The sequence below is a fragment of the Candidatus Pantoea communis genome, assembly GCF_011752685.1.
GTDB lineage: Bacteria > Pseudomonadota > Gammaproteobacteria > Enterobacterales > Enterobacteriaceae > Pantoea > Pantoea communis.
Genome location: NZ_VWXC01000008.1, coordinates 98,818 through 115,975, shown reverse-complemented (window position 1 = coordinate 115,975; position 17,158 = coordinate 98,818). Strand labels below are relative to the sequence as shown.

At 56.7% G+C, this 17,158-nt stretch carries 14 protein-coding genes; 5 read left to right on the top strand and 9 right to left on the bottom strand.

The genetic code is table 11. The features are described 5' to 3' along the window. Window positions 1-194 precede the first annotated feature (194 nt). From sbcD to F3J37_RS12565, 3 genes are all read left to right on the top strand, one after another. Window positions 195-1,406, top strand: coding sequence for an exonuclease subunit SbcD (gene sbcD / locus F3J37_RS12575; RefSeq protein ID WP_166933695.1), 1,212 nt, complete (start codon window positions 195-197; stop codon window positions 1,404-1,406). Beyond that, a complete protein-coding gene (locus F3J37_RS12570; RefSeq protein ID WP_166933694.1) occupies window positions 1,403-5,080 on the top strand; it encodes an AAA family ATPase in 3,678 nt (1,225 codons plus the stop codon). The genes sbcD and F3J37_RS12570 overlap by 4 nt, the downstream gene beginning before the upstream one ends. A gap of 192 nt (window positions 5,081-5,272) precedes the next feature. Beyond that, window positions 5,273-5,692 carry a cell envelope integrity TolA C-terminal domain-containing protein gene (locus F3J37_RS12565; protein WP_166933693.1) on the top strand — a complete coding sequence of 140 codons (420 nt, stop codon included), beginning with the start codon at window positions 5,273-5,275 and terminating at the stop codon, window positions 5,690-5,692. Here the strand turns inward: F3J37_RS12565 and qhpR are convergent. After that, complete coding sequence (gene qhpR / locus F3J37_RS12560; RefSeq protein WP_166933692.1) at window positions 5,652-6,713, bottom strand: AraC-like transcriptional regulator QhpR; 1,062 nt, start codon at window positions 6,711-6,713, stop codon at window positions 5,652-5,654. The genes F3J37_RS12565 and qhpR overlap by 41 nt on opposite strands. A gap of 351 nt (window positions 6,714-7,064) precedes the next feature. Next, window positions 7,065-8,069, bottom strand: a complete 1,005-nt coding sequence (locus F3J37_RS12555; RefSeq protein WP_166933691.1) for a phosphotransferase enzyme family protein — start codon at window positions 8,067-8,069, stop codon at window positions 7,065-7,067. A 270-nt stretch (window positions 8,070-8,339) separates the two neighbouring features. Here F3J37_RS12555 and eat point away from each other — a divergent pair, with 270 nt between their 5' ends. Beyond that, the gene (gene eat, locus F3J37_RS12550; RefSeq protein ID WP_166933690.1) at window positions 8,340-9,704 is read left to right on the top strand and encodes an ethanolamine permease; all 1,365 of its coding nucleotides are present in this window, start codon (window positions 8,340-8,342) and stop codon (window positions 9,702-9,704) included. Window positions 9,705-9,769: 65 nt separating this feature from the next. Here eat and mak read toward each other — a convergent pair whose 3' ends face one another. Beyond that, entirely contained in the window at window positions 9,770-10,681 is a 912-nt protein-coding gene (gene mak / locus F3J37_RS12545) for a fructokinase (RefSeq protein ID WP_034830525.1), read from the bottom strand. Between the two features lie 145 nt (window positions 10,682-10,826). Between mak and rdgC the strand changes: the two genes are divergently transcribed. Next, a complete protein-coding gene (rdgC, locus tag F3J37_RS12540; protein ID WP_034830523.1) occupies window positions 10,827-11,738 on the top strand; it encodes a recombination-associated protein RdgC in 912 nt (303 codons plus the stop codon). Window positions 11,739-12,255: 517 nt separating this feature from the next. Here the strand turns inward: rdgC and F3J37_RS12535 are convergent. The 6 genes from F3J37_RS12535 to F3J37_RS12510 form a co-directional block, all read right to left on the bottom strand. After that, entirely contained in the window at window positions 12,256-12,447 is a 192-nt protein-coding gene (locus F3J37_RS12535) for a hypothetical protein (protein ID WP_034830522.1), read from the bottom strand. A 155-nt stretch (window positions 12,448-12,602) separates the two neighbouring features. Next, window positions 12,603-12,887, bottom strand: coding sequence for a pyrimidine/purine nucleoside phosphorylase (gene ppnP, locus F3J37_RS12530; RefSeq protein ID WP_034830521.1), 285 nt, complete (start codon window positions 12,885-12,887; stop codon window positions 12,603-12,605). A 104-nt stretch (window positions 12,888-12,991) separates the two neighbouring features. Next, window positions 12,992-13,669, bottom strand: a complete 678-nt coding sequence (locus tag F3J37_RS12525) for an AroM family protein (protein ID WP_160834046.1) — start codon at window positions 13,667-13,669, stop codon at window positions 12,992-12,994. A gap of 2 nt (window positions 13,670-13,671) precedes the next feature. Beyond that, window positions 13,672-14,604 carry a DUF1177 domain-containing protein gene (locus tag F3J37_RS12520; protein ID WP_034830519.1) on the bottom strand — a complete coding sequence of 311 codons (933 nt, stop codon included), beginning with the start codon at window positions 14,602-14,604 and terminating at the stop codon, window positions 13,672-13,674. Between the two features lie 15 nt (window positions 14,605-14,619). Then, window positions 14,620-16,179, bottom strand: coding sequence for an OPT/YSL family transporter (locus F3J37_RS12515; RefSeq protein WP_058961463.1), 1,560 nt, complete (start codon window positions 16,177-16,179; stop codon window positions 14,620-14,622). A 169-nt stretch (window positions 16,180-16,348) separates the two neighbouring features. Next, entirely contained in the window at window positions 16,349-17,101 is a 753-nt protein-coding gene (locus F3J37_RS12510) for an IclR family transcriptional regulator (RefSeq protein WP_034830515.1), read from the bottom strand. Between the last annotated feature and the right edge of the window lie 57 nt (window positions 17,102-17,158).

Genomic DNA, 17,158 nt, shown 5'->3' with positions numbered 1-17,158 from the left:
AACTCCTGCTTTTGTGACAATAGGTCACTGGGATTTGCGGCGCCATTATGCGTCAGTTTTATGACACTTTTATGAAAAACCCGACCTATGATAAATAGTTAAAAAACAGAAATGTGACAACGATTATCGCTTTTTTTTCTTTGCGATCTGAAGAGGTTATAATTCGCCTTCGCTTAACGAAGCAGGGAGTATTCATGCGCATCATTCACACCGCGGATTGGCATCTCGGTCAGTTCTTTTACAGCAAAAGCCGGGCGGCCGAGCATCAGGCCTTCCTGGACTGGCTGCTGGCACAGATTACCCAGCATCAGGTGGATGCCTTAATCATCGCGGGAGACCTGTTTGATACCGGTTCGCCACCGAGCTATGCGCGTGAAATGTTTAACCGCTTCGTGGTGGCGCTACAGCCGACGCACTGTGAGCTGATTGTGCTGGCGGGCAACCATGATTCCGTCGCGACCCTGAATGAATCACGCGAGTTACTCGCCTGTTTAAGTACGCGAGTGATCACCAGCGCCACGCCACAAGGCGAACAGCAGGTGCTGACGCTGCATCAACGCGATGGCACGCCGGGCGCGTTACTGTGCGCGATTCCCTATTTACGTCCGCGCGATATTTTGCGCAGCCAGGCGGGGCAATCCGGGCGCGAGAAGCAGATATCACTGCTGGAAGCGATTGAGCAGCATTATCAGCAGTGTTATGCCGCAGCGCTGGCCGAGCGGGCAGATCGCGCACTTCCCATCATTGCCACCGGTCATCTCACCACCGTTGGTGTGACGAAAAGCGACTCGGTGCGCGATATCTATATCGGCACGCTGGATGCCTTCCCGGCGCAGGCGTTTCCCGCCGCGGATTACATTGCCCTTGGCCATATTCACCGTGCCCAGCGCATTGCCGATAGCGAACATATTCGCTACAGCGGCTCACCGATTCCGCTCAGTTTTGACGAACTGGGCCGCGAAAAGAGCGTGTTCCTGCTGGAGTTCAGCGCTCAGCTGGATAGCGTCACTCCCCTCCCGATCCCGCAGTTCCAGCCGATGCAGATGTTGAAAGGCTCAATGGCGGAGATCGAACAACAGCTGGGCGAATTTAGCGAGGGAGATCGCGAGCAGCCCGTCTGGCTCGATATTGAAATCACCACGCAAGAATATCTCAGCGATTTGCAGCGCCGTGTTGAGCAACTGACCGAAGCCCTACCGGTGGAAGTGCTGCTGGTACGCCGCAGCCGCGAACAGCGTCAGCGCAGCCTGGCACGCATGGATAATGAAACGCTAAGCGAATTGAAAGTCGAAGAAGTGTTCGCCCGCCGTCTGGCGCAGGAAGATCAGTTAGATGCCGAACAAGCCGAGCAACTCACGCAACTGTTCCGCACCACCCTCGCCGCGCTGGAGAACCCGTCTGCATGAAAATCCTGACGTTACGCTTTAAAAACCTCAATGCGCTGCGCGGTGAATGGTTTATCGATTTCCGCCGTGAACCCTTTGCCAGCAACGGATTGTTTGCCATTACCGGCGCGACCGGCGCGGGGAAAACCACACTGCTGGATGCTATCTGCCTGGCGCTCTATCACCAGACGCCGCGCCTTGGCGTGCTGTCGCAAACACAAAACGAACTGATCACCCGCGACACCGCCGAATGTCTGGCAGAAGTGGAATTTGAGATCAAAGGCGAAGCCTGGCGCGCCTTCTGGAGCCAGAACCGCGCACGCGGCCAGGCGGATGGCAAATTGCAGGCACCGCGTGTCGAGCTGGCGCGCGTGGCGGATAACCAGATTGTGGCCGATAAGGTGGGTGACAAACTCAAGCTCATCGAAACCCTTTCTGGCCTCGATTTTGACCGTTTCACCCGTTCAATGATGCTGTCGCAAGGCCAGTTCGCTGCCTTCCTCAACGCCAGGCCGGGCGAACGCGCCGAACTGCTGGAAGAACTCACCGGCACCGAAATTTACGGCCAAATCTCGATGCAGATTTACGAGCGCTGGCGCACCGCACGCAGCGATCTGGAGACACTGCGCGCCCGCGCTGGCGGCATGATGCTGCTGGATGAGACGCGTCGCACAGAGCTGATGCAGCAGGTTGAAGCCTTAACGGCGCAGGAAAAAACGCTGAGCGAGCAGCTTGAGCAAGCGCAACAGCAACAACAGTGGCTGACGCACTCGCAACAGCTGGCGCAGGAGCAGCAGCAAGTCGAACAGGCGAACCAGGATGCCGAACAGGCATGGCAGCAGGCGGAGAGCGATCGCCAACGCCTGGCGCGCGCGGAACCGGCTGAAAAGCTGCGAGAAAAACTTCAGCAGCGTGAGCAGTTGCAACAAGATTACCAGCTCGCAACCCAGCAGGCACAGCAGCTCCACACGCAGCAGCAAAATGCACAAACCGCGCTGCAGCAGGGTGAAAAAAGTTATCAGGCGGCACAACAGGCGCGTGAGCAGGCACTCGCCGATCAGCAGCAGCTGGAAACCTTGCTTACCGAACAGGTGATTCCGCTCGACCAACAGCTCGCCAGCCTCGTACAGCAGTTGGCGGAGCAGCAGCGCCTGCATGCGCAACAGTCACAGACAGTGCAGCAAAGCCAGATCGCGCTCAGTCAGCATCTGCTAACCCGTGAGCGCTTACAACAGCAGCTGGCAGAACAGCAGACATTTCGCAGCCGTGAAGCGGCGGTAGCAGACTGGGGGCCAGAACTGACGCGCTGGCAAGCTGATATCGCCCGTTTCGATGAACGCGAGCAGGCGCTGACACAACTTCGTGCGCAACAGCAGCAGCAAAACGCGCAACTGACCCAGCAGCAGCAGGCGATTGCCGAAGGTAATCGCAGGTTACAACCTCTGCAGCAGGCTGAGACGCAGGCCAGCCAGCAACGTCAGCAAGCGGAGCAGGCACTCACTTCACTTGAGACTGAAATCAGCAGCACCTCACTGCGTGACGCGCTGACACAGCATCAACAGCAGCGCGCGGCACGCCACCAGCTCAGCTTATTAGCGGCACGCTGGCAGTCGCTGCAGCCGCAGTTGCACCAGCGGCAACAAAAACTCACGCTGTTACAGCAACAGCATCAGCAAGACGAACGTGCTTTGCAGGCACTGCGCGACGATTACAAACGTGAGAACCAGACGCTGCTCGATCTGCGCAAAATCTGCGAGCTGGAGCGCACCATTGCACAGTTGGCTGATGAACGCGCCCGGCTGCAGCCCGATCAGCCCTGCCCGCTGTGCGGTTCGTGCCAGCATCCGGCTATTGCGCAGTATCAGCAATTACAACCGGGTGAAAACCAACAGCGGCTGGCGGCACAGGAAGCGCGGGTTAACAAGCTCAAAGAATCAGGCACGGCGAAAAGTGAACAGCACAAGCTGTCGCTGCAGCAGCAGCAGGTGCTGCAACAGGAGATTGCCGAATTCGAACAGCAACTCGCGGTGGCGCGCGAGCAGTGGCAAGCTTTCAGCGGTGAGCTGGCACTTACCTGCACGTTAGATCAGCAGGAAGTCTTTACGGCGTGGCAACAGCAGCAGGATGCGCAGGAAGCCACGCAGCAGCAGCAACTGCAGCAGCGCGAAAATGCGGCGCGAGCGTTACAACAGGCCAAAGACGCGCATCTGGTACAGCAACAACAGTGGCAGCAGCAGCATAGCGCCCAACTGCTGGCACAACAGCAACTGAACAACCTGCAGCAAACGCTGGATGAACTTAATCAGCGGGAAACTCAGGAACATAGCGCCTGGCAGCAGTTAGCGCAGCAGCTGGAACAGCAGCTTACGGCACATCAGTTTGCGCTGCCCGAACGCGATGCCCGTGCCAGTTGGCTGGCTACGTTGCAGCAGCGCTGGCAAGCCTGGCAGCAGAGTGAGCGCTTGCTGGCTGAGTTACAGCCGCAGTTGGTTAAAGCCGACAGCGAGCAGAACAACCTGCAAAGCAACCTGACGCGCGAGCAGCAGCAGCTGGAGACATTGCAGCACGCGCTCAGCAGCCTGCAACAGCAGCACGCAGAACAGCAGCAGCAGCGTCAGCAACTGTTTGGCGATCGTCAGGTGAGCGTTGCGCGTCAGCAGCAGCAGGCCTTGCTGCAACAGTGCGAACAGGCGCTGGCGCAGCAGTTACAACTGTGGCAGCAGGCACAAAGCCAGCTGCACAGCCTGAATGGTCAGTGTGAGCAAATTGATAGCCAACTTCAGGCCATGCATCTGCGTATGCAGGCGGCAGAAACGGCGTTTAACAGCGCACTCCAGCAGAGCGACTTCGCCGACGAGCAGACATTGCGCAGCGCGTTGCTGGACGAACAGGACATTCAGCATCTGCGCCAGCATCTGCAAGCCCTGGAGCAACAGCGTCAGCAGCAGATTACCCTGCACCAACAGCTGGCGCAGCGCGTCACTGCCCATCAGCAACAGCGCCCTGCCACGCTAAGTGACGAAGTGGCGGCGGGTATCACTGAACAGTTGGAATCCCTGCGTCTGGCCCTGCGCGACAATGCCCGTCAGCAGGGTGAAGCGCAGCAGCAGTTGCACAGTGATGCCCAACAGCGTCAGCAGCAGCAATCATTACTGACGCAGATTGCCAATGACGAGGTGGAGTTGACGCAACTGGGTCGCCTGAATGATTTAATCGGTTCAGCCAAAGGCGATAAATTCCGCCGCTTCGCCCAGGGATTAACGCTCGATCATCTGGTATGGCTGGCGAACCGTCAGCTGGATCGCTTACACGGACGCTACCTGTTGCAACGCCGTGTCACCGATGAGCTGGAGCTGGAAGTGGTCGATACCTGGCAGGCCGATGCCACGCGCGATACCCGCACGCTGTCCGGCGGCGAAAGCTTCCTGGTGAGTCTGGCACTGGCGCTGGCGCTGTCTGATTTGGTCAGCCACAAAACGCGCATCGAATCGCTGTTCCTTGATGAAGGCTTCGGCACGCTGGACGCCGAAACACTCGACACCGCGCTGGATGCCCTCGACGCATTGAACGCCAGCGGTAAAACCATCGGCGTGATCAGTCACGTTGAAGCGATGAAAGAACGTATTCCGGTGCAGATCAGGGTGCGGAAGATGAATGGACTGGGTTACAGCAAGCTGGAGTTGCCGGGGGAATAAACGTCCGTCCCGCCATCAAATGAGCCTCTTTTCACAGGGTGCGGCTGTCTGGCCGCACCTGACATTCAGCTGTGCGTCGTGCGAGCCATTGAGCGAAAAATTCTGGATCTAATCAGAGTCAGAGAAATGCCATAGCAATCCCCCTACTGCTCGATAAACTGGCCACCATGTTTTGCAAATCCGGGCAAATTGATGAACGTATTTCGCCGTGTTGCTGGCACATTGTTGTTGAGTACCCTACTCAGCGCCTGCCAGCATGCCCCATCGCATCCCATGGAAAGTATGACCAACCTGTGCCAGCCACAGAGCGAACCGGGCAGCGCATCCTGCAAATGGGCTAATGAGATGCAGCGACAGCTCAACCGGCAATTTTCCGATGCGGCACATTACGCGGGACAGCAATGTATGGTGCGACTGGAGTGGCAAAACAGCGGGCGCTATGCAGTCACGCAGACGCAAGGTGATGAAACCCTGTGCCTGCGCGCCTGGCAGTTGATTGGTCAGTCGAAAGGATTACCGCCGCCACCGGATCGCACCCAACCCGCGTGGTTCGGCTTTGCGCCGCATCAGGCTAACTCGCCAGCCCATCCTGTCGCCACTGGCGCGGGCTAATGCCAAACCAGCGCCGGAAGGCGCGTGAAAACGCACTGACTTCGGAATAGCCCAGTAGCAGCGCCATCTCCGAGATCGGCAACTGCTTTTGTTGCAGGTAGTGCGTGGCCATTTCGCAACGCACTTTATCCACCAGCGCGGTGAAGCTGATGCCCTCTTCGCGCAGCCGCCGTTGCAACGACCAGCTCGACAGCCCCATTTTATCCGCGATCTCTTCCAGCACCGGTTCGCCCTGCATCAACGATAAGTTGACCTGCGAACGCGCCTGCTCCACCACGCTTTGCAGTGAAGCGCTGCTATTCAGACGGCGGATGGCATCCTGCATCACCATTAACAACATCGGATCCTGCTCTGGCATGGTGCGCAGCAGATCGCGTTTGGGGATCAGCAGTGAGTTGAACGGTTGATCGAACCACACTGGCGCATCAAACACTTTGCAGTGCTCGTGCCACTGCTCCGGCCGGGGATGCTCAAAATGCACCTCGCGCGGCGCCCAGTTTTTGCCGGCCACGTGACGGATCAGATTGAGGAACATGCCGAGCGTCAATTCCGCATCCTGCCGACGTGAGAGGATCGCCCCGTGTCGCACCTGATAATCCAGCCGCCAGCAGTCGCCTTTATCGACCAGGCGCGTCAGCGTATCGTGCTGATGCCAGGGGAAAGCATTCACCACGTTGTGCAGCGCCTGCTCCAGCGTCGGTGAGCATAAGCCGATATAGCCAATCAGCCCTAATGACTGCGGTTTGAACTGCTTGCCGTAATGCAAACCGAAGTTATCAAAACCAGAGTGGCGCGCCGCTTCTTCCATCACTCGGCAATAGTTGACCAGACCAAGGCTGAGCGTCGGGCTGGCCAGCAGTTCGGAATCAATGCCGCTGATACCAAAAATACGATCAACATCGCCGCCTTTGTCGGTGATAAAGGTGCTTAAGCCGGTTGCAGCTGCCGCCAGTACGCCACGGTTGCTGGCCTGAGCTGAGAGCGAATTGTACGCTTCAGAGGGAGTCATCAGTGATTGCATCGGAACCTCACAGGGATCGCGCGAGTGAAACTAATGGTGGGATCCAGCAAGATTCGTACCATGACGCTTGAAGAGGCCACCATCAATGACGACCCGACTAGATTCTGTACCCTTTCTCAGCGTGCGCGTTGATGCCCACCTTGCTAAAGGTCCAGTGGCATGCTGAAGCCTGTGCAATGATGCGCATCTGGCTAAGCGCAGCTCAAGGATACGGAGGCATTCCGTTGCGCCCCGCTCACGCTCAGCACACAGCATCAGGGAGCGATTTATCGCGCAACGGCGTGAAGGTCATCTCACAGAGCGCAATAAATTGCGCCGCTACGACGCACTGCTGCCCGCTACTGGTGCAACTCAAACACCAACCGGCAGCTGATTGGTTTCCAGATAGCGACGGCATAGACGCACCGAGTGATCGGCCCAACGCGGCCCCAGGCTCAGCGCCATCTCGGTGTCTGCATGGGTGCCCATCCATGCGGTCATCTGGATACGACGTTGAATCAACAGCGTCGGCACCAGCGCCATCTCCTCATCAGTGATGTGCGCCACACGCTCGTATCCCAGGATCCAGTTATCCACCCATTCGGCGGCACGCGGATGATGCTCAACAAAACTGATCGCCGCCGCCAGATCGTGCAGATACCAGCCCATGCCGCAGTCATCAAAATCGATCACCCGGGTTTCACCTTTGTGCAGCAGCAAATTGGTGAGGCGCAGATCAGCGTGGATCAAGCCATAACGATCCTGTCCTTTACCAAAGCCCTGCAACTCTTGCCCGACCCGCGCTACCGCTTCAGCGACAATGCCATGATCGGCAGGATTGAGATTGGGCGCATCCTGCCAGCGGCCCCAGTGGCTGTGATCGCTGACCATGGTGTGATGATCCCAAATGATACGCTGGAAGCCAGCCGGTTTTTGCCAGCTGCGGCTGTGCTGATGCAGGCGCGCAGTGATGTGCCCGAGCTGCTGGAACGCTTTGGGATCGACATCGGTGGTGGGCATCTCGCCCTCGATCCAGTGGAACAGTACCGCGTGTCGCACGCCGCCATCGGGCATGCCTATTGTCAGCACCGTTTCGCCATCACTGGCCGGGATCGCCTGCGGCACCATAATGCCAATCTCACGCAGCGCGTCGAGCCACAGCAGCTCGCTCTGGATATCCGCTTTGCTGTGATAGTCAGGTCGATGCAGGCGCAACGCATAACGTTTACCGCCCGCCAGCAACAGAAAGGTGGCGTTCTCCGAGCGACAAAGTAGCTTTAGCTCGCCGTGGAATGGCGCGGGGTAACAGGCCAGCGCCTGCTGTGCCAATAGCGTCATTGCAGCATCGGTCAGGGAATCGGATTGTTTCGCGCTCATTCATCTTTCTCCAGCATCAATCTTATGGGTAGCAAGTGTTATCAGCATGGGATGACAGCGTTCTGACTGCTTGACCGCAGATAACCCAAAGTTGACCGCAGCGTACATCTGGCACTTTTCTTGCCTCAGAGTTGACCGTGGAGGACAAAACTCACTGCGCCTGCGTCAAGTTTTCCCGCTGCAGGCGGCGGCATTATCACTTCACTGTAGTGCATAGAACAAAACAGCGCGGTGCAGCCGCCGCACAACAATCACGACGGGGAGACGATTATGACGAGTAAGCTCAAACCCACGCTGGGCACTCTGCATTTGTGGGGTATCGCGGTTGGACTGGTAATTTCCGGGGAGTATTTTGGCTGGAGTTATGGCTGGGGCGTGGCGGGCACTTTGGGGTTCCTGATCACTACCGCACTGATCGCCACCATGTACACCTGCTTTATTTTTAGCTTTACCGAACTGACCACCGCCATTCCACACGCCGGTGGCCCGTTTGCTTACAGTCGCCACGCCTTTGGTGAAACCGGTGGTTTGATTGCCGGTCTGGCGACGTTGATTGAGTTTGTCTTCGCCCCACCGGCGATTGCCATGGCGATTGGTGCTTATCTCAACGTGCAGTACCCGGATCTCAACCCGAAAACCGCTGCGGTCGGCGCTTATCTGGTTTTCATGACCCTCAATATCCTCGGCGTGAAGCTGGCGGCGATGTTTGAACTGGTGGTGACGGTGCTGGCGGTGCTGGAACTGCTGGTGTTTATGGGCGTAGTGTCGCCGGGCTTCAGTATCGCCAATTTTGCCGCTAACGGTTGGGCGGGAAGCGATCATTTCGGTATGCCAGCCCTTTCCGGCATCTTCGCGGCTATTCCTTTTGCCATCTGGTTCTTCCTCGCCATTGAAGGCGCCGCCATGGCCGCCGAAGAGGCCAAAGATCCGAAGCGCACCATTCCCAAAGCTTACATCACCGGGATTCTGACGCTGGTGGTACTGGCGATTGGCGTGATGCTGCTGGCGGGCGGCGCAGGCGACTGGCGTAAACTGTCTGACATCAACGATCCGCTGCCGCAGGCGATGAAGATGATCGTCGGCGAGCATTCAAACTGGATGCATATGCTGGTGTGGATTGGCTTATTCGGACTGGTCGCCAGCTTCCACGGCATTATCCTCGGCTATTCACGTCAGTTCTTTGCCCTGGCGCGCGCCGGTTATTTGCCACAGGGGCTGGCGAAACTGTCACGTTTCCAGACGCCGCATCGCGCCATTATTGCCGGTGGCGTAATTGGTATCGCGGCAATCTACAGTGATGGTCTGATCAACCTGCAGGGCATGACGCTGACGGCGGCGATGATCACCATGGCAGTATTTGGCGCCATCGTGATGTACCTGATGAGTATGCTGAGCCTGTTCAAATTGCGCCGCACCGCACCCGACATGGAACGCAGCTTCCGCGCACCGGGTTATCCGATTATTCCCGGTATCGCGCTGGTGCTGTCACTGGTGTGTCTGATTGCCATGCTGTGGTTCAACCCGGTGATTGGCGGCCTGTTCGTGGGGATTATGGTGGTGGGATATATTTACTTCCTCGCGACCAAAACTCAGCGTCAGAATGCGCCGCAGGATGCGATGTTGATGGGTGAGTAATCGCGGGACCAGAGGGCGCAAACTAGCGCCCCCGTCCAAAGGTCGCTATTGAGGCGACCTTTTTTCTAGGATTTCAGCGGCCACAACCATGCTGCGCCGCGCACGCCACTGGAATCGCCGTGCACCGCTTTCAGCACTGGCGTTTCACACTCGCGACCAAACACCCACTGCTTCATCAGCGCAGGCACGGTCTGATAGAGGCGATCGTTATTACTCATCCCGCCGCCCAGCACGATCACATCCGGATCGAGCAAATTCACCACTTGCGCCAGCGACTTAGCTAAGCGCATTTCGTAACGGCTCATCGCCAGCTCTGCTACCGGATCCTGCTGCTCAATCAGTTTGATGATCTCTGCGCCCTTCAATGCTTTACCGCTCAAACGCTGATAATCGATGGCAAAGCCGGTGCCCGATACAAAGGTTTCAATACAGCCCTGCAAACCGCAATAGCAAGGCACTTCTTCGCGATGGCGAAGTTCATCTTCATCCATCCACGGCAAAGGATTGTGGCCCCACTCGCCCGCATTACCATTGCCGCCAATGCGCGATTCACCGCCAATCGCCACGCCCGCGCCCGAGCCAGTGCCGATGATCACTGCGAACACCAACGGCTGACCCGCACCTGCACCATCCACCGCTTCGGAAACCGCTAAACAATTCGCGTCATTAGCGATGCGCACGTCACGATTCAGCGCCTGCGCCAAATCCTTGTCCAGCGGCTGTCCGTTCAGCCAGGTGGAGTTGGCGTTTTTTACCCGCTGGGTGTACGGCGAAATGGTGCCGGGAATGCCAATGCCGACCGACCCTTTTTCTCCGGTTTTCTCTTCTGCCAGCAGCACTAAATCAACAATCGCCTGCACCGTGGCAGCATAGTCATCGCGCGGGGTATTGACGCGGTGACGGAACAGCTCTTGCCCCTGATCGGAGAGCGCAATCACTTCAATCTTGGTACCGCCTAAATCAATCCCAATACGCACGATTTATTCCTCATTATTCGTTCAGGTGACAGATACAGTAGAAGGCTGAATCGGGAAAGGCAATGAAACCAATCCGATGTTTCGCTATCATGCGCGCTGACTTTGAGACTTGTGCGCCCGATCGCACCCACGGTAAGGAATCCCGATGTTGTGGTTTAAAAATATGATGGTTTATCGTCTGAATCGTGACATCCCGCTGTCCGCAGACGATCTGGAAAAACAGCTCGACGCCTTCACGTTTTCGCCGTGCGGCAGCCAGGATATGGCGAAAACCGGCTGGGTGTCACCGATGGGCAACCGCGGCGAAGCGCTGACGCATGAAATCAACGGTCAAATCGTGATTTGCGCGCGTACCGAGCAGAAGATCCTGCCTTCGCCGGTGGTGAAGCAGGCGCTGGAAGCGAAGATCGATAAGCTGGAAGCGGAACAGAGCCGCAAGCTGAAGAAGACCGAGAAAGACTCGCTGAAAGATGAAGTGCTGCATAGCCTGCTGCCACGCGCGTTTAGCCGTTTCAGCCAGACGTTTATGTGGATCGATACCGTGAACAACCTGATCATTGTCGATTGCGCCAGCGCTAAAAAAGCCGAAGACACCCTGGCGCTGTTGCGTAAAAGCATCGGTTCGCTGCCAGTGGTGCCGCTAACGCTGGAAACTCCGATTGAGCTGACGCTGACCGAATGGGTGCGTTCAGGCGAACTGCCAGCGGGGTTCGCGCTGATGGATGAAGCTGAACTAAAAGCGATTCTGGAAGATGGCGGCGTGATTCGCTGTAAGAAACAGGATCTGATCTCCGATGAGATCGCCACCCACATCGAAGCTGGCAAAGTGGTGACCAAACTGGCTCTGGACTGGCAGGAGCGTATTCAGCTGGTGATTGCCGACGATGCCTCGATCAAGCGTCTGAAGTTCAGCGACACGTTGCGTGAGCAGAATGACGACATCGACCGCGATGATTTTGCCCAGCGTTTTGATGCTGATTTCACCCTGATGACCGGCGAACTGGCCGCATTGATCAGTAATCTGGTGGAAGCGTTAGGCGGCGAAGCTAAGCGCTGAAGCTTTTATTGATCTAACCCCGCTGTAGCGTAGTGCTTGTCCGTTAAGCGACGGTTGATAACGTAGTCTGGTGCCGTTCAGGAGTTGGCGGTCCTCGCGCCGCTAACGCGGTTCCTTCACTTCATTCATCTGCCTGACGGACCGGCGGGGATGGCACATCGTGTGCCGCCCCGCCTTTCGCCCGCATCCATGCGTGCTCTCCTGGCATCCTCATTACGTTCAGCGCTGCGGATTGCCAGCCCCTGAACAACACCAGCCTGCTCTGAAGCTTCAGTGCGAGTTGTTGAAATGGGCACTATAGTGAAGGCCTGAGCACCTCTGCTGCTGCAAGGGCTATCCGCAGCGCTGAGGCGAAAACGTTGTGCCAGGCAGTTCGGGTCGGCCATGGATGGCCATACCCGAACGATCCGCCCGGCACGACGTTGCAGCCGAAGGCACCGCGAAGCGGCGTGAGGACAGCCCGGCAGCAGCAGAGGTGCACTGGCCCGCACTTCCGCACAAAAGAAAACACGGCAGTTTAACGATGTCTCGTTCTGGCAATACGTAATTTCGCCAGAGCTTCCCTCAATGTCATTCCCTGATCGTTTGCGATTTCATGTTTTGCGATCATTGCCAATTCAAACAATGCGTTCTTCTGGCGTTCATCTTCAGGCTGTTCAGGACTATCCAAACGTTCAAGCGCGGCTTTATTGAATATAATCTCTGCCATGAGAACACATCCTTTTCTATTTTCGTGAAAATAGCTTTACCAGGCTCAACATAGACACACCTTAGTTTGATTCCTGGCTACGCTGAAGCCAAAAAGAAACCGGGAATGCTAAAAGCATTCCCGGTTTAATGATGACTCATGCTGAAAGTCAGCGTTTACAGATAGCGGCACAGATAAGACGTTGGCTCAGCCACCTGCAAGTGGAATTCGCTGTGGCCCGGCACGTTGAAAACCGAACCGGCTTCGTACCATTTCCACTCGGTTTCACCTGGCAGCAGCACCTTCAGTGCGCCGCTCACGACCGTCATCTCTTCCGGCTGTCCTGTACCGAAGGTGTATTCACCTTCTGCCATCACGCCAACGCTGGCACGGCCAATGGTCACGCTGTCGAAACCAATGGATTTCACTTTTCCGTCGAAATACTCACTTACGTTGAGCATGTTACTTCCTCACAGCACATTATGGTGTCTGGCAGATTACAAGGGAACTCGCTGATCTGTCACGCGAAAAAGCAATACAGATCGCGACTTGTGATCGGCCTCAGTCAGACGATCAACTCTGCCGCTAACTTCGCCACCAGCACGTTGGATAACAGTACCGGAATGCCCAGCATTTTCTGCAGGAAATCCCGGTGCTTCTGGTGATAGCCAATACAGTCGAGCACCACCACATCCGCACCCTGCTCTTGCAGCGACAGGCCCGCCTCGATCAAATCATTCTGCTGTGCCAGATAAGGACTAGCGACGGCAAAGCATGGCGCGCTGTTCAGATTCCGCCATTTACTGGCCTGCTCAGCGATCTGCTCTTCTACCGGCACGACAATCCCCACTTTATGTTCCTGCACGATGGCCTTGACCAACGGTGGGATAATGCGGTCCGGCTCCAGCAGCAGCGCCTTTTCGGTTTTCAGCGTGCCAAATTCACCGGTACACAGCAGCAAAATCGTATCGTAGCCCTGCTGTTCCAGTGCCGTAATCTTGCGTTGCAGTCCCTGCTCAACTTTTGGCCCCGACAGGCGCACCTGCTCGCCGGTGGTCATACGCGAAACCAGCACCTTCTCACCCGCTTCAGGCGAGAAGAACTGCTCCACCTCAGCGAGTGTCAGCCCGTCGAGTAATCCGGCGTGAGCGACTTGCTCTTCCGGTAAGTGATCCTGCAGCAGCGGCAGAATATCGCTACGCGGGGATTGACCAATCGTTAAGGTAACCAGGGACTGTTTCATCATTAGGCTTTCCGCGTACGCAGGTGACTGAGACTACCATACAAAGAGTGTAGTAATGCGTACTCTTGTTTGTCATAGAACTGACAGGTTTCACGGCCAAACTCTTTCGCCACTTCCACCGCAAACTTCACGGTCGCCGCGATATCGACTTCATGGCTGGCACCGGTGCCGCAACCTGGCACGACCGATTCCGCGCAGATCGCCACGCCAACCACCGGCACATCGGTGGCAGTTGACGGCTGCAGGATACTGTTAAGGTGATACACACCATTGCCATAAGGCGTGATGTCCTGCGTAGTGATCGGGAAGGTCACAGCAGGAAGACCGCTGGTCATCTCCATAATGCGCAGCAGATCTTCTGATACGCGCAGGATGTAACCCTCTTTCACTGTGGGCGAGATCGCGTAGCCTTTATGATTCAGGATACGGTTACCTTTGGTGGTATCGATGGAGAGAATCGCGTCCACGCCGTCGATCACTTCGTTGTCATTCATGGTGATGTCATCGCATGGCGAGTCCATGAAATCCACCGGCTCATGCGGACGGGTTGGCGCATCCGGGCAGATGTGAGTAGTGATAATCACGTCACCCGCCAGCACATCGCCTTTGGTCTGCATCTGTGCCAGCTTCAGCGCACTGCTCACCGCCGCCACTGCGCCATCTGCATCCGACACCATACCGATACGCGTTGGACGCGCACCGATGCCGCCCAAACGACCGACAATGCCCAGCGTGGGTGCAGTGCCGCCTTTGCTCTTGCCCTGCGCACCTGGAATATCAATGCGCACGAAATCAGTACGCCCTTTCGGGCCGGTGACGCGCTTGAAGCTGGCGGTCACGCCTGGGTAGCTGGCAAAAAGATCCACCACCTGCTGGCCATCCACGTAGGCGCTATCGAGTAACTCAAAAACCTGCAGTGTCTGCTGTAAACTCATATTGAATTCCCTGGGTTATTTCTTGGTGCTACTGGCAAAAAGAGAATGGAAGAAGCTGTACAGCGCGTCGCCCGCAATAAACCCTGCGGCCATCACCTCCATCGGTGAACGTCCACGCTCGCCCCACACTCGAATGATCAGGATACGCAGCGCGATCCCCACCATCACCGCCCAACCTGCTGCGGCGTTGTTGATTAACAAACCGGTCGCCAGCAATACGCCTAACTGACGCTTCGGCCCACCGATAAACTGAATAATCGCCCCCGGAATCGCCCACATCAGCAAACTTCCGGCAATGCCTGGCTCGGCACCGGCCTGAATAGTTTTGGCGTAAACGCGCGCCACTGGCGGCAGCAGATTCTCGGCGAAGAACAGGTTGTGTGCGTACCACACCACTGGAATACAGATCACAAAGGCGATCATCGCGGCGATTAACTGTATACGGCGGCCCCACAGCTCTTGCTGCAGATCGGCACCGTTACCGCGCAGGATAAAGCCGGCTTTCAGGTCGTAGCCCATATCGGCAAAGGCCGGTCCTGTTGCGGCGGTGAAGCCACACAACAGGCAGAGCGCCAGCGGCGGGAAGCCGAGCAGAATTCCGAGGATCAGGGTTATCAGCGCTACGGCAAAGGCCGGGAACCAGCCTGAGTGCATCGCGGCGATGCCGACAATCAATTCATGCACGAAGGCAGCAAACGCGGCATACACGATAAACAGCACCAGCATCGGCAAGCCCATCTGGCTCCACAAACCGCCCGCCAGTGCCAGCAGCGTGGAGATGATGATGTAGCCAACGGTGCCGAAGCCGAGAGAACGCTTCACTTCGCTGTCGCTGCGGCTGACATTCAGCTGATCGTTGCGACGGCTGACAATCACCTGCACGACCTGAATCAGCGCCACCAATCCTGCGCCGACCATCATGCCGTGTGGGATATACAACGCATTGATATCGATACCAGCAACCGGTTGCGCATAAGCACGCAACAGAAAACCAATACCCAACATGCTCAGCGCCCAGATATTGCCAATAAAAGCAGTACCGAAGGCTGACATGGGGATTTTCAACATCGAACCGGCAATGCCGCCGACAATACCCACCACCAGCAACCACGCCTGACGGCCGCCTTTATCGCCGGCTTTGATCGCTTCCGCGGCTGCCACGCCCGGTGGCCACGCATTGCTGGCCGGGAACACGCGGGTATCGAACAGGCGGTATAGCAGATAGGCATCCAGCAGCATCGCCGCACTGACACCGACAAACAGCGGCAGTACCAGCTGTGGTTCACCCAGCGCCCAGGGCACGGCAATCGGCATCAGCAGACTGTTCGCCGCACCAAAGGTGGCAGAAGAGATGGCAGTTTGCGCAAGGTTCTGTACTTCGATGGAGCGATAACGACGGAACCATTGCAGAGGAATGCGCGCCAGCAACATGGCAAACAGCGCACCGATAATAGAGGTATTGGGTGTCACCCCAATGGTGGTAATCAGCTGAACCCCGATGATGGCACCTGCTACAGACAGCAGAACCAGCATTAAGCCCACGCCGATACTTTTTATTGGATTATGTTGACGCATATTATCCCCGTATTTTCACCCTGTAGAAAACGCGTAATACGTTTTATGCCCGACACGCGGGACATCAACGCTTTTAATAAATCGTTCCCTGATTTTGAAATAGGCAGGTCCGAAGACCTGCTATTTCCCTGGTGTGGCGCGAATAAACGCCTTTAAATCGAAAATAAGGTTATGCGCCGTATTTCTCGGCCATCAATGCAGCCGTTGCGCGCAGTTCGCTGAGCAGCGCGTCCGGATAACCCGGGGCCGCTTCTTGCGAGAGAAACGAGAGACACAGTGCGGCACTTTCGCCGCGATGCTTATTGGTGACCGCCACCGCCAGTGAGCTGATGCCTGGCAACGTCTCATTGCGTGCCAGTGCCCAGCCCTGCTGGCGAATCACCGCTAATTCTTTACAGAGTGCATCAATGTTCAGCGGCGAGTTTGCGGATGCGGCTTGCCAGTCATCGGCAAAACGCGCACGCACTTCGTCATCACTCAACTGTGCCAGCAGCACGCGCCCGGTAGAGGTACCGGAAAGGGAAACACGCGTACCTGGCGGCGTGACGAGTTGGGTGAAAAAACGGCCGTGATACATGCGCATCACCAGAACGTCTTGCCCATCCAGCACGGAGATGTACCCCATACAACCACTGCTGGCCGCCAACTGCGCCATCGGCGCAGAAGCGCTATCCACCAACGGCGTAGATAAGTAGTGCCCCGCAACTGAAAGCAACACACGACCAATCTGGAAACAGCGACTATCGGGATCACGCTCAAGCAATCCTTCACTTTCCATGGTCGCCAGCAGGCGAGAAACGGTACTTTTCGGCAATCCCAACGCGTCAACCACCTCGGTGAAGGTCAGGCCTGGATGGCCCTGCGTCACGCCAAAGCGCTGGAAAAGCTTAAGTACGGCAGCGGCGTTTTCAAGTGTGGTCATGGCGTCGGTTTCACTATGTGGAACTGAGTTCCTATATCAATACAGTGAAAGTAATTC

What these genes read in the sequence shown, in the direction of transcription:
- sbcD (WP_166933695.1), top strand. Translation starts at nt 195, where the DNA reads ATGCGCATCATTCACACCGCGGATTGGCATCTCGGTCAGTTCTTTTAC.
- F3J37_RS12570 (WP_166933694.1), top strand. Translation starts at nt 1,403, where the DNA reads ATGAAAATCCTGACGTTACGCTTTAAAAACCTCAATGCGCTGCGCGGT.
- F3J37_RS12565 (WP_166933693.1), top strand. Translation starts at nt 5,273, where the DNA reads ATGAACGTATTTCGCCGTGTTGCTGGCACATTGTTGTTGAGTACCCTA.
- qhpR (WP_166933692.1), bottom strand. Translation starts at nt 6,713, where the DNA reads ATGCAATCACTGATGACTCCCTCTGAAGCGTACAATTCGCTCTCAGCT.
- F3J37_RS12555 (WP_166933691.1), bottom strand. Translation starts at nt 8,069, where the DNA reads ATGAGCGCGAAACAATCCGATTCCCTGACCGATGCTGCAATGACGCTA.
- eat (WP_166933690.1), top strand. Translation starts at nt 8,340, where the DNA reads ATGACGAGTAAGCTCAAACCCACGCTGGGCACTCTGCATTTGTGGGGT.
- rdgC (WP_034830523.1), top strand. Translation starts at nt 10,827, where the DNA reads ATGTTGTGGTTTAAAAATATGATGGTTTATCGTCTGAATCGTGACATC.
- F3J37_RS12535 (WP_034830522.1), bottom strand. Translation starts at nt 12,447, where the DNA reads ATGGCAGAGATTATATTCAATAAAGCCGCGCTTGAACGTTTGGATAGT.
- ppnP (WP_034830521.1), bottom strand. Translation starts at nt 12,887, where the DNA reads ATGCTCAACGTAAGTGAGTATTTCGACGGAAAAGTGAAATCCATTGGT.
- F3J37_RS12525 (WP_160834046.1), bottom strand. Translation starts at nt 13,669, where the DNA reads ATGAAACAGTCCCTGGTTACCTTAACGATTGGTCAATCCCCGCGTAGC.
- F3J37_RS12520 (WP_034830519.1), bottom strand. Translation starts at nt 14,604, where the DNA reads ATGAGTTTACAGCAGACACTGCAGGTTTTTGAGTTACTCGATAGCGCC.
- F3J37_RS12515 (WP_058961463.1), bottom strand. Translation starts at nt 16,179, where the DNA reads ATGCGTCAACATAATCCAATAAAAAGTATCGGCGTGGGCTTAATGCTG.
- F3J37_RS12510 (WP_034830515.1), bottom strand. Translation starts at nt 17,101, where the DNA reads ATGACCACACTTGAAAACGCCGCTGCCGTACTTAAGCTTTTCCAGCGC.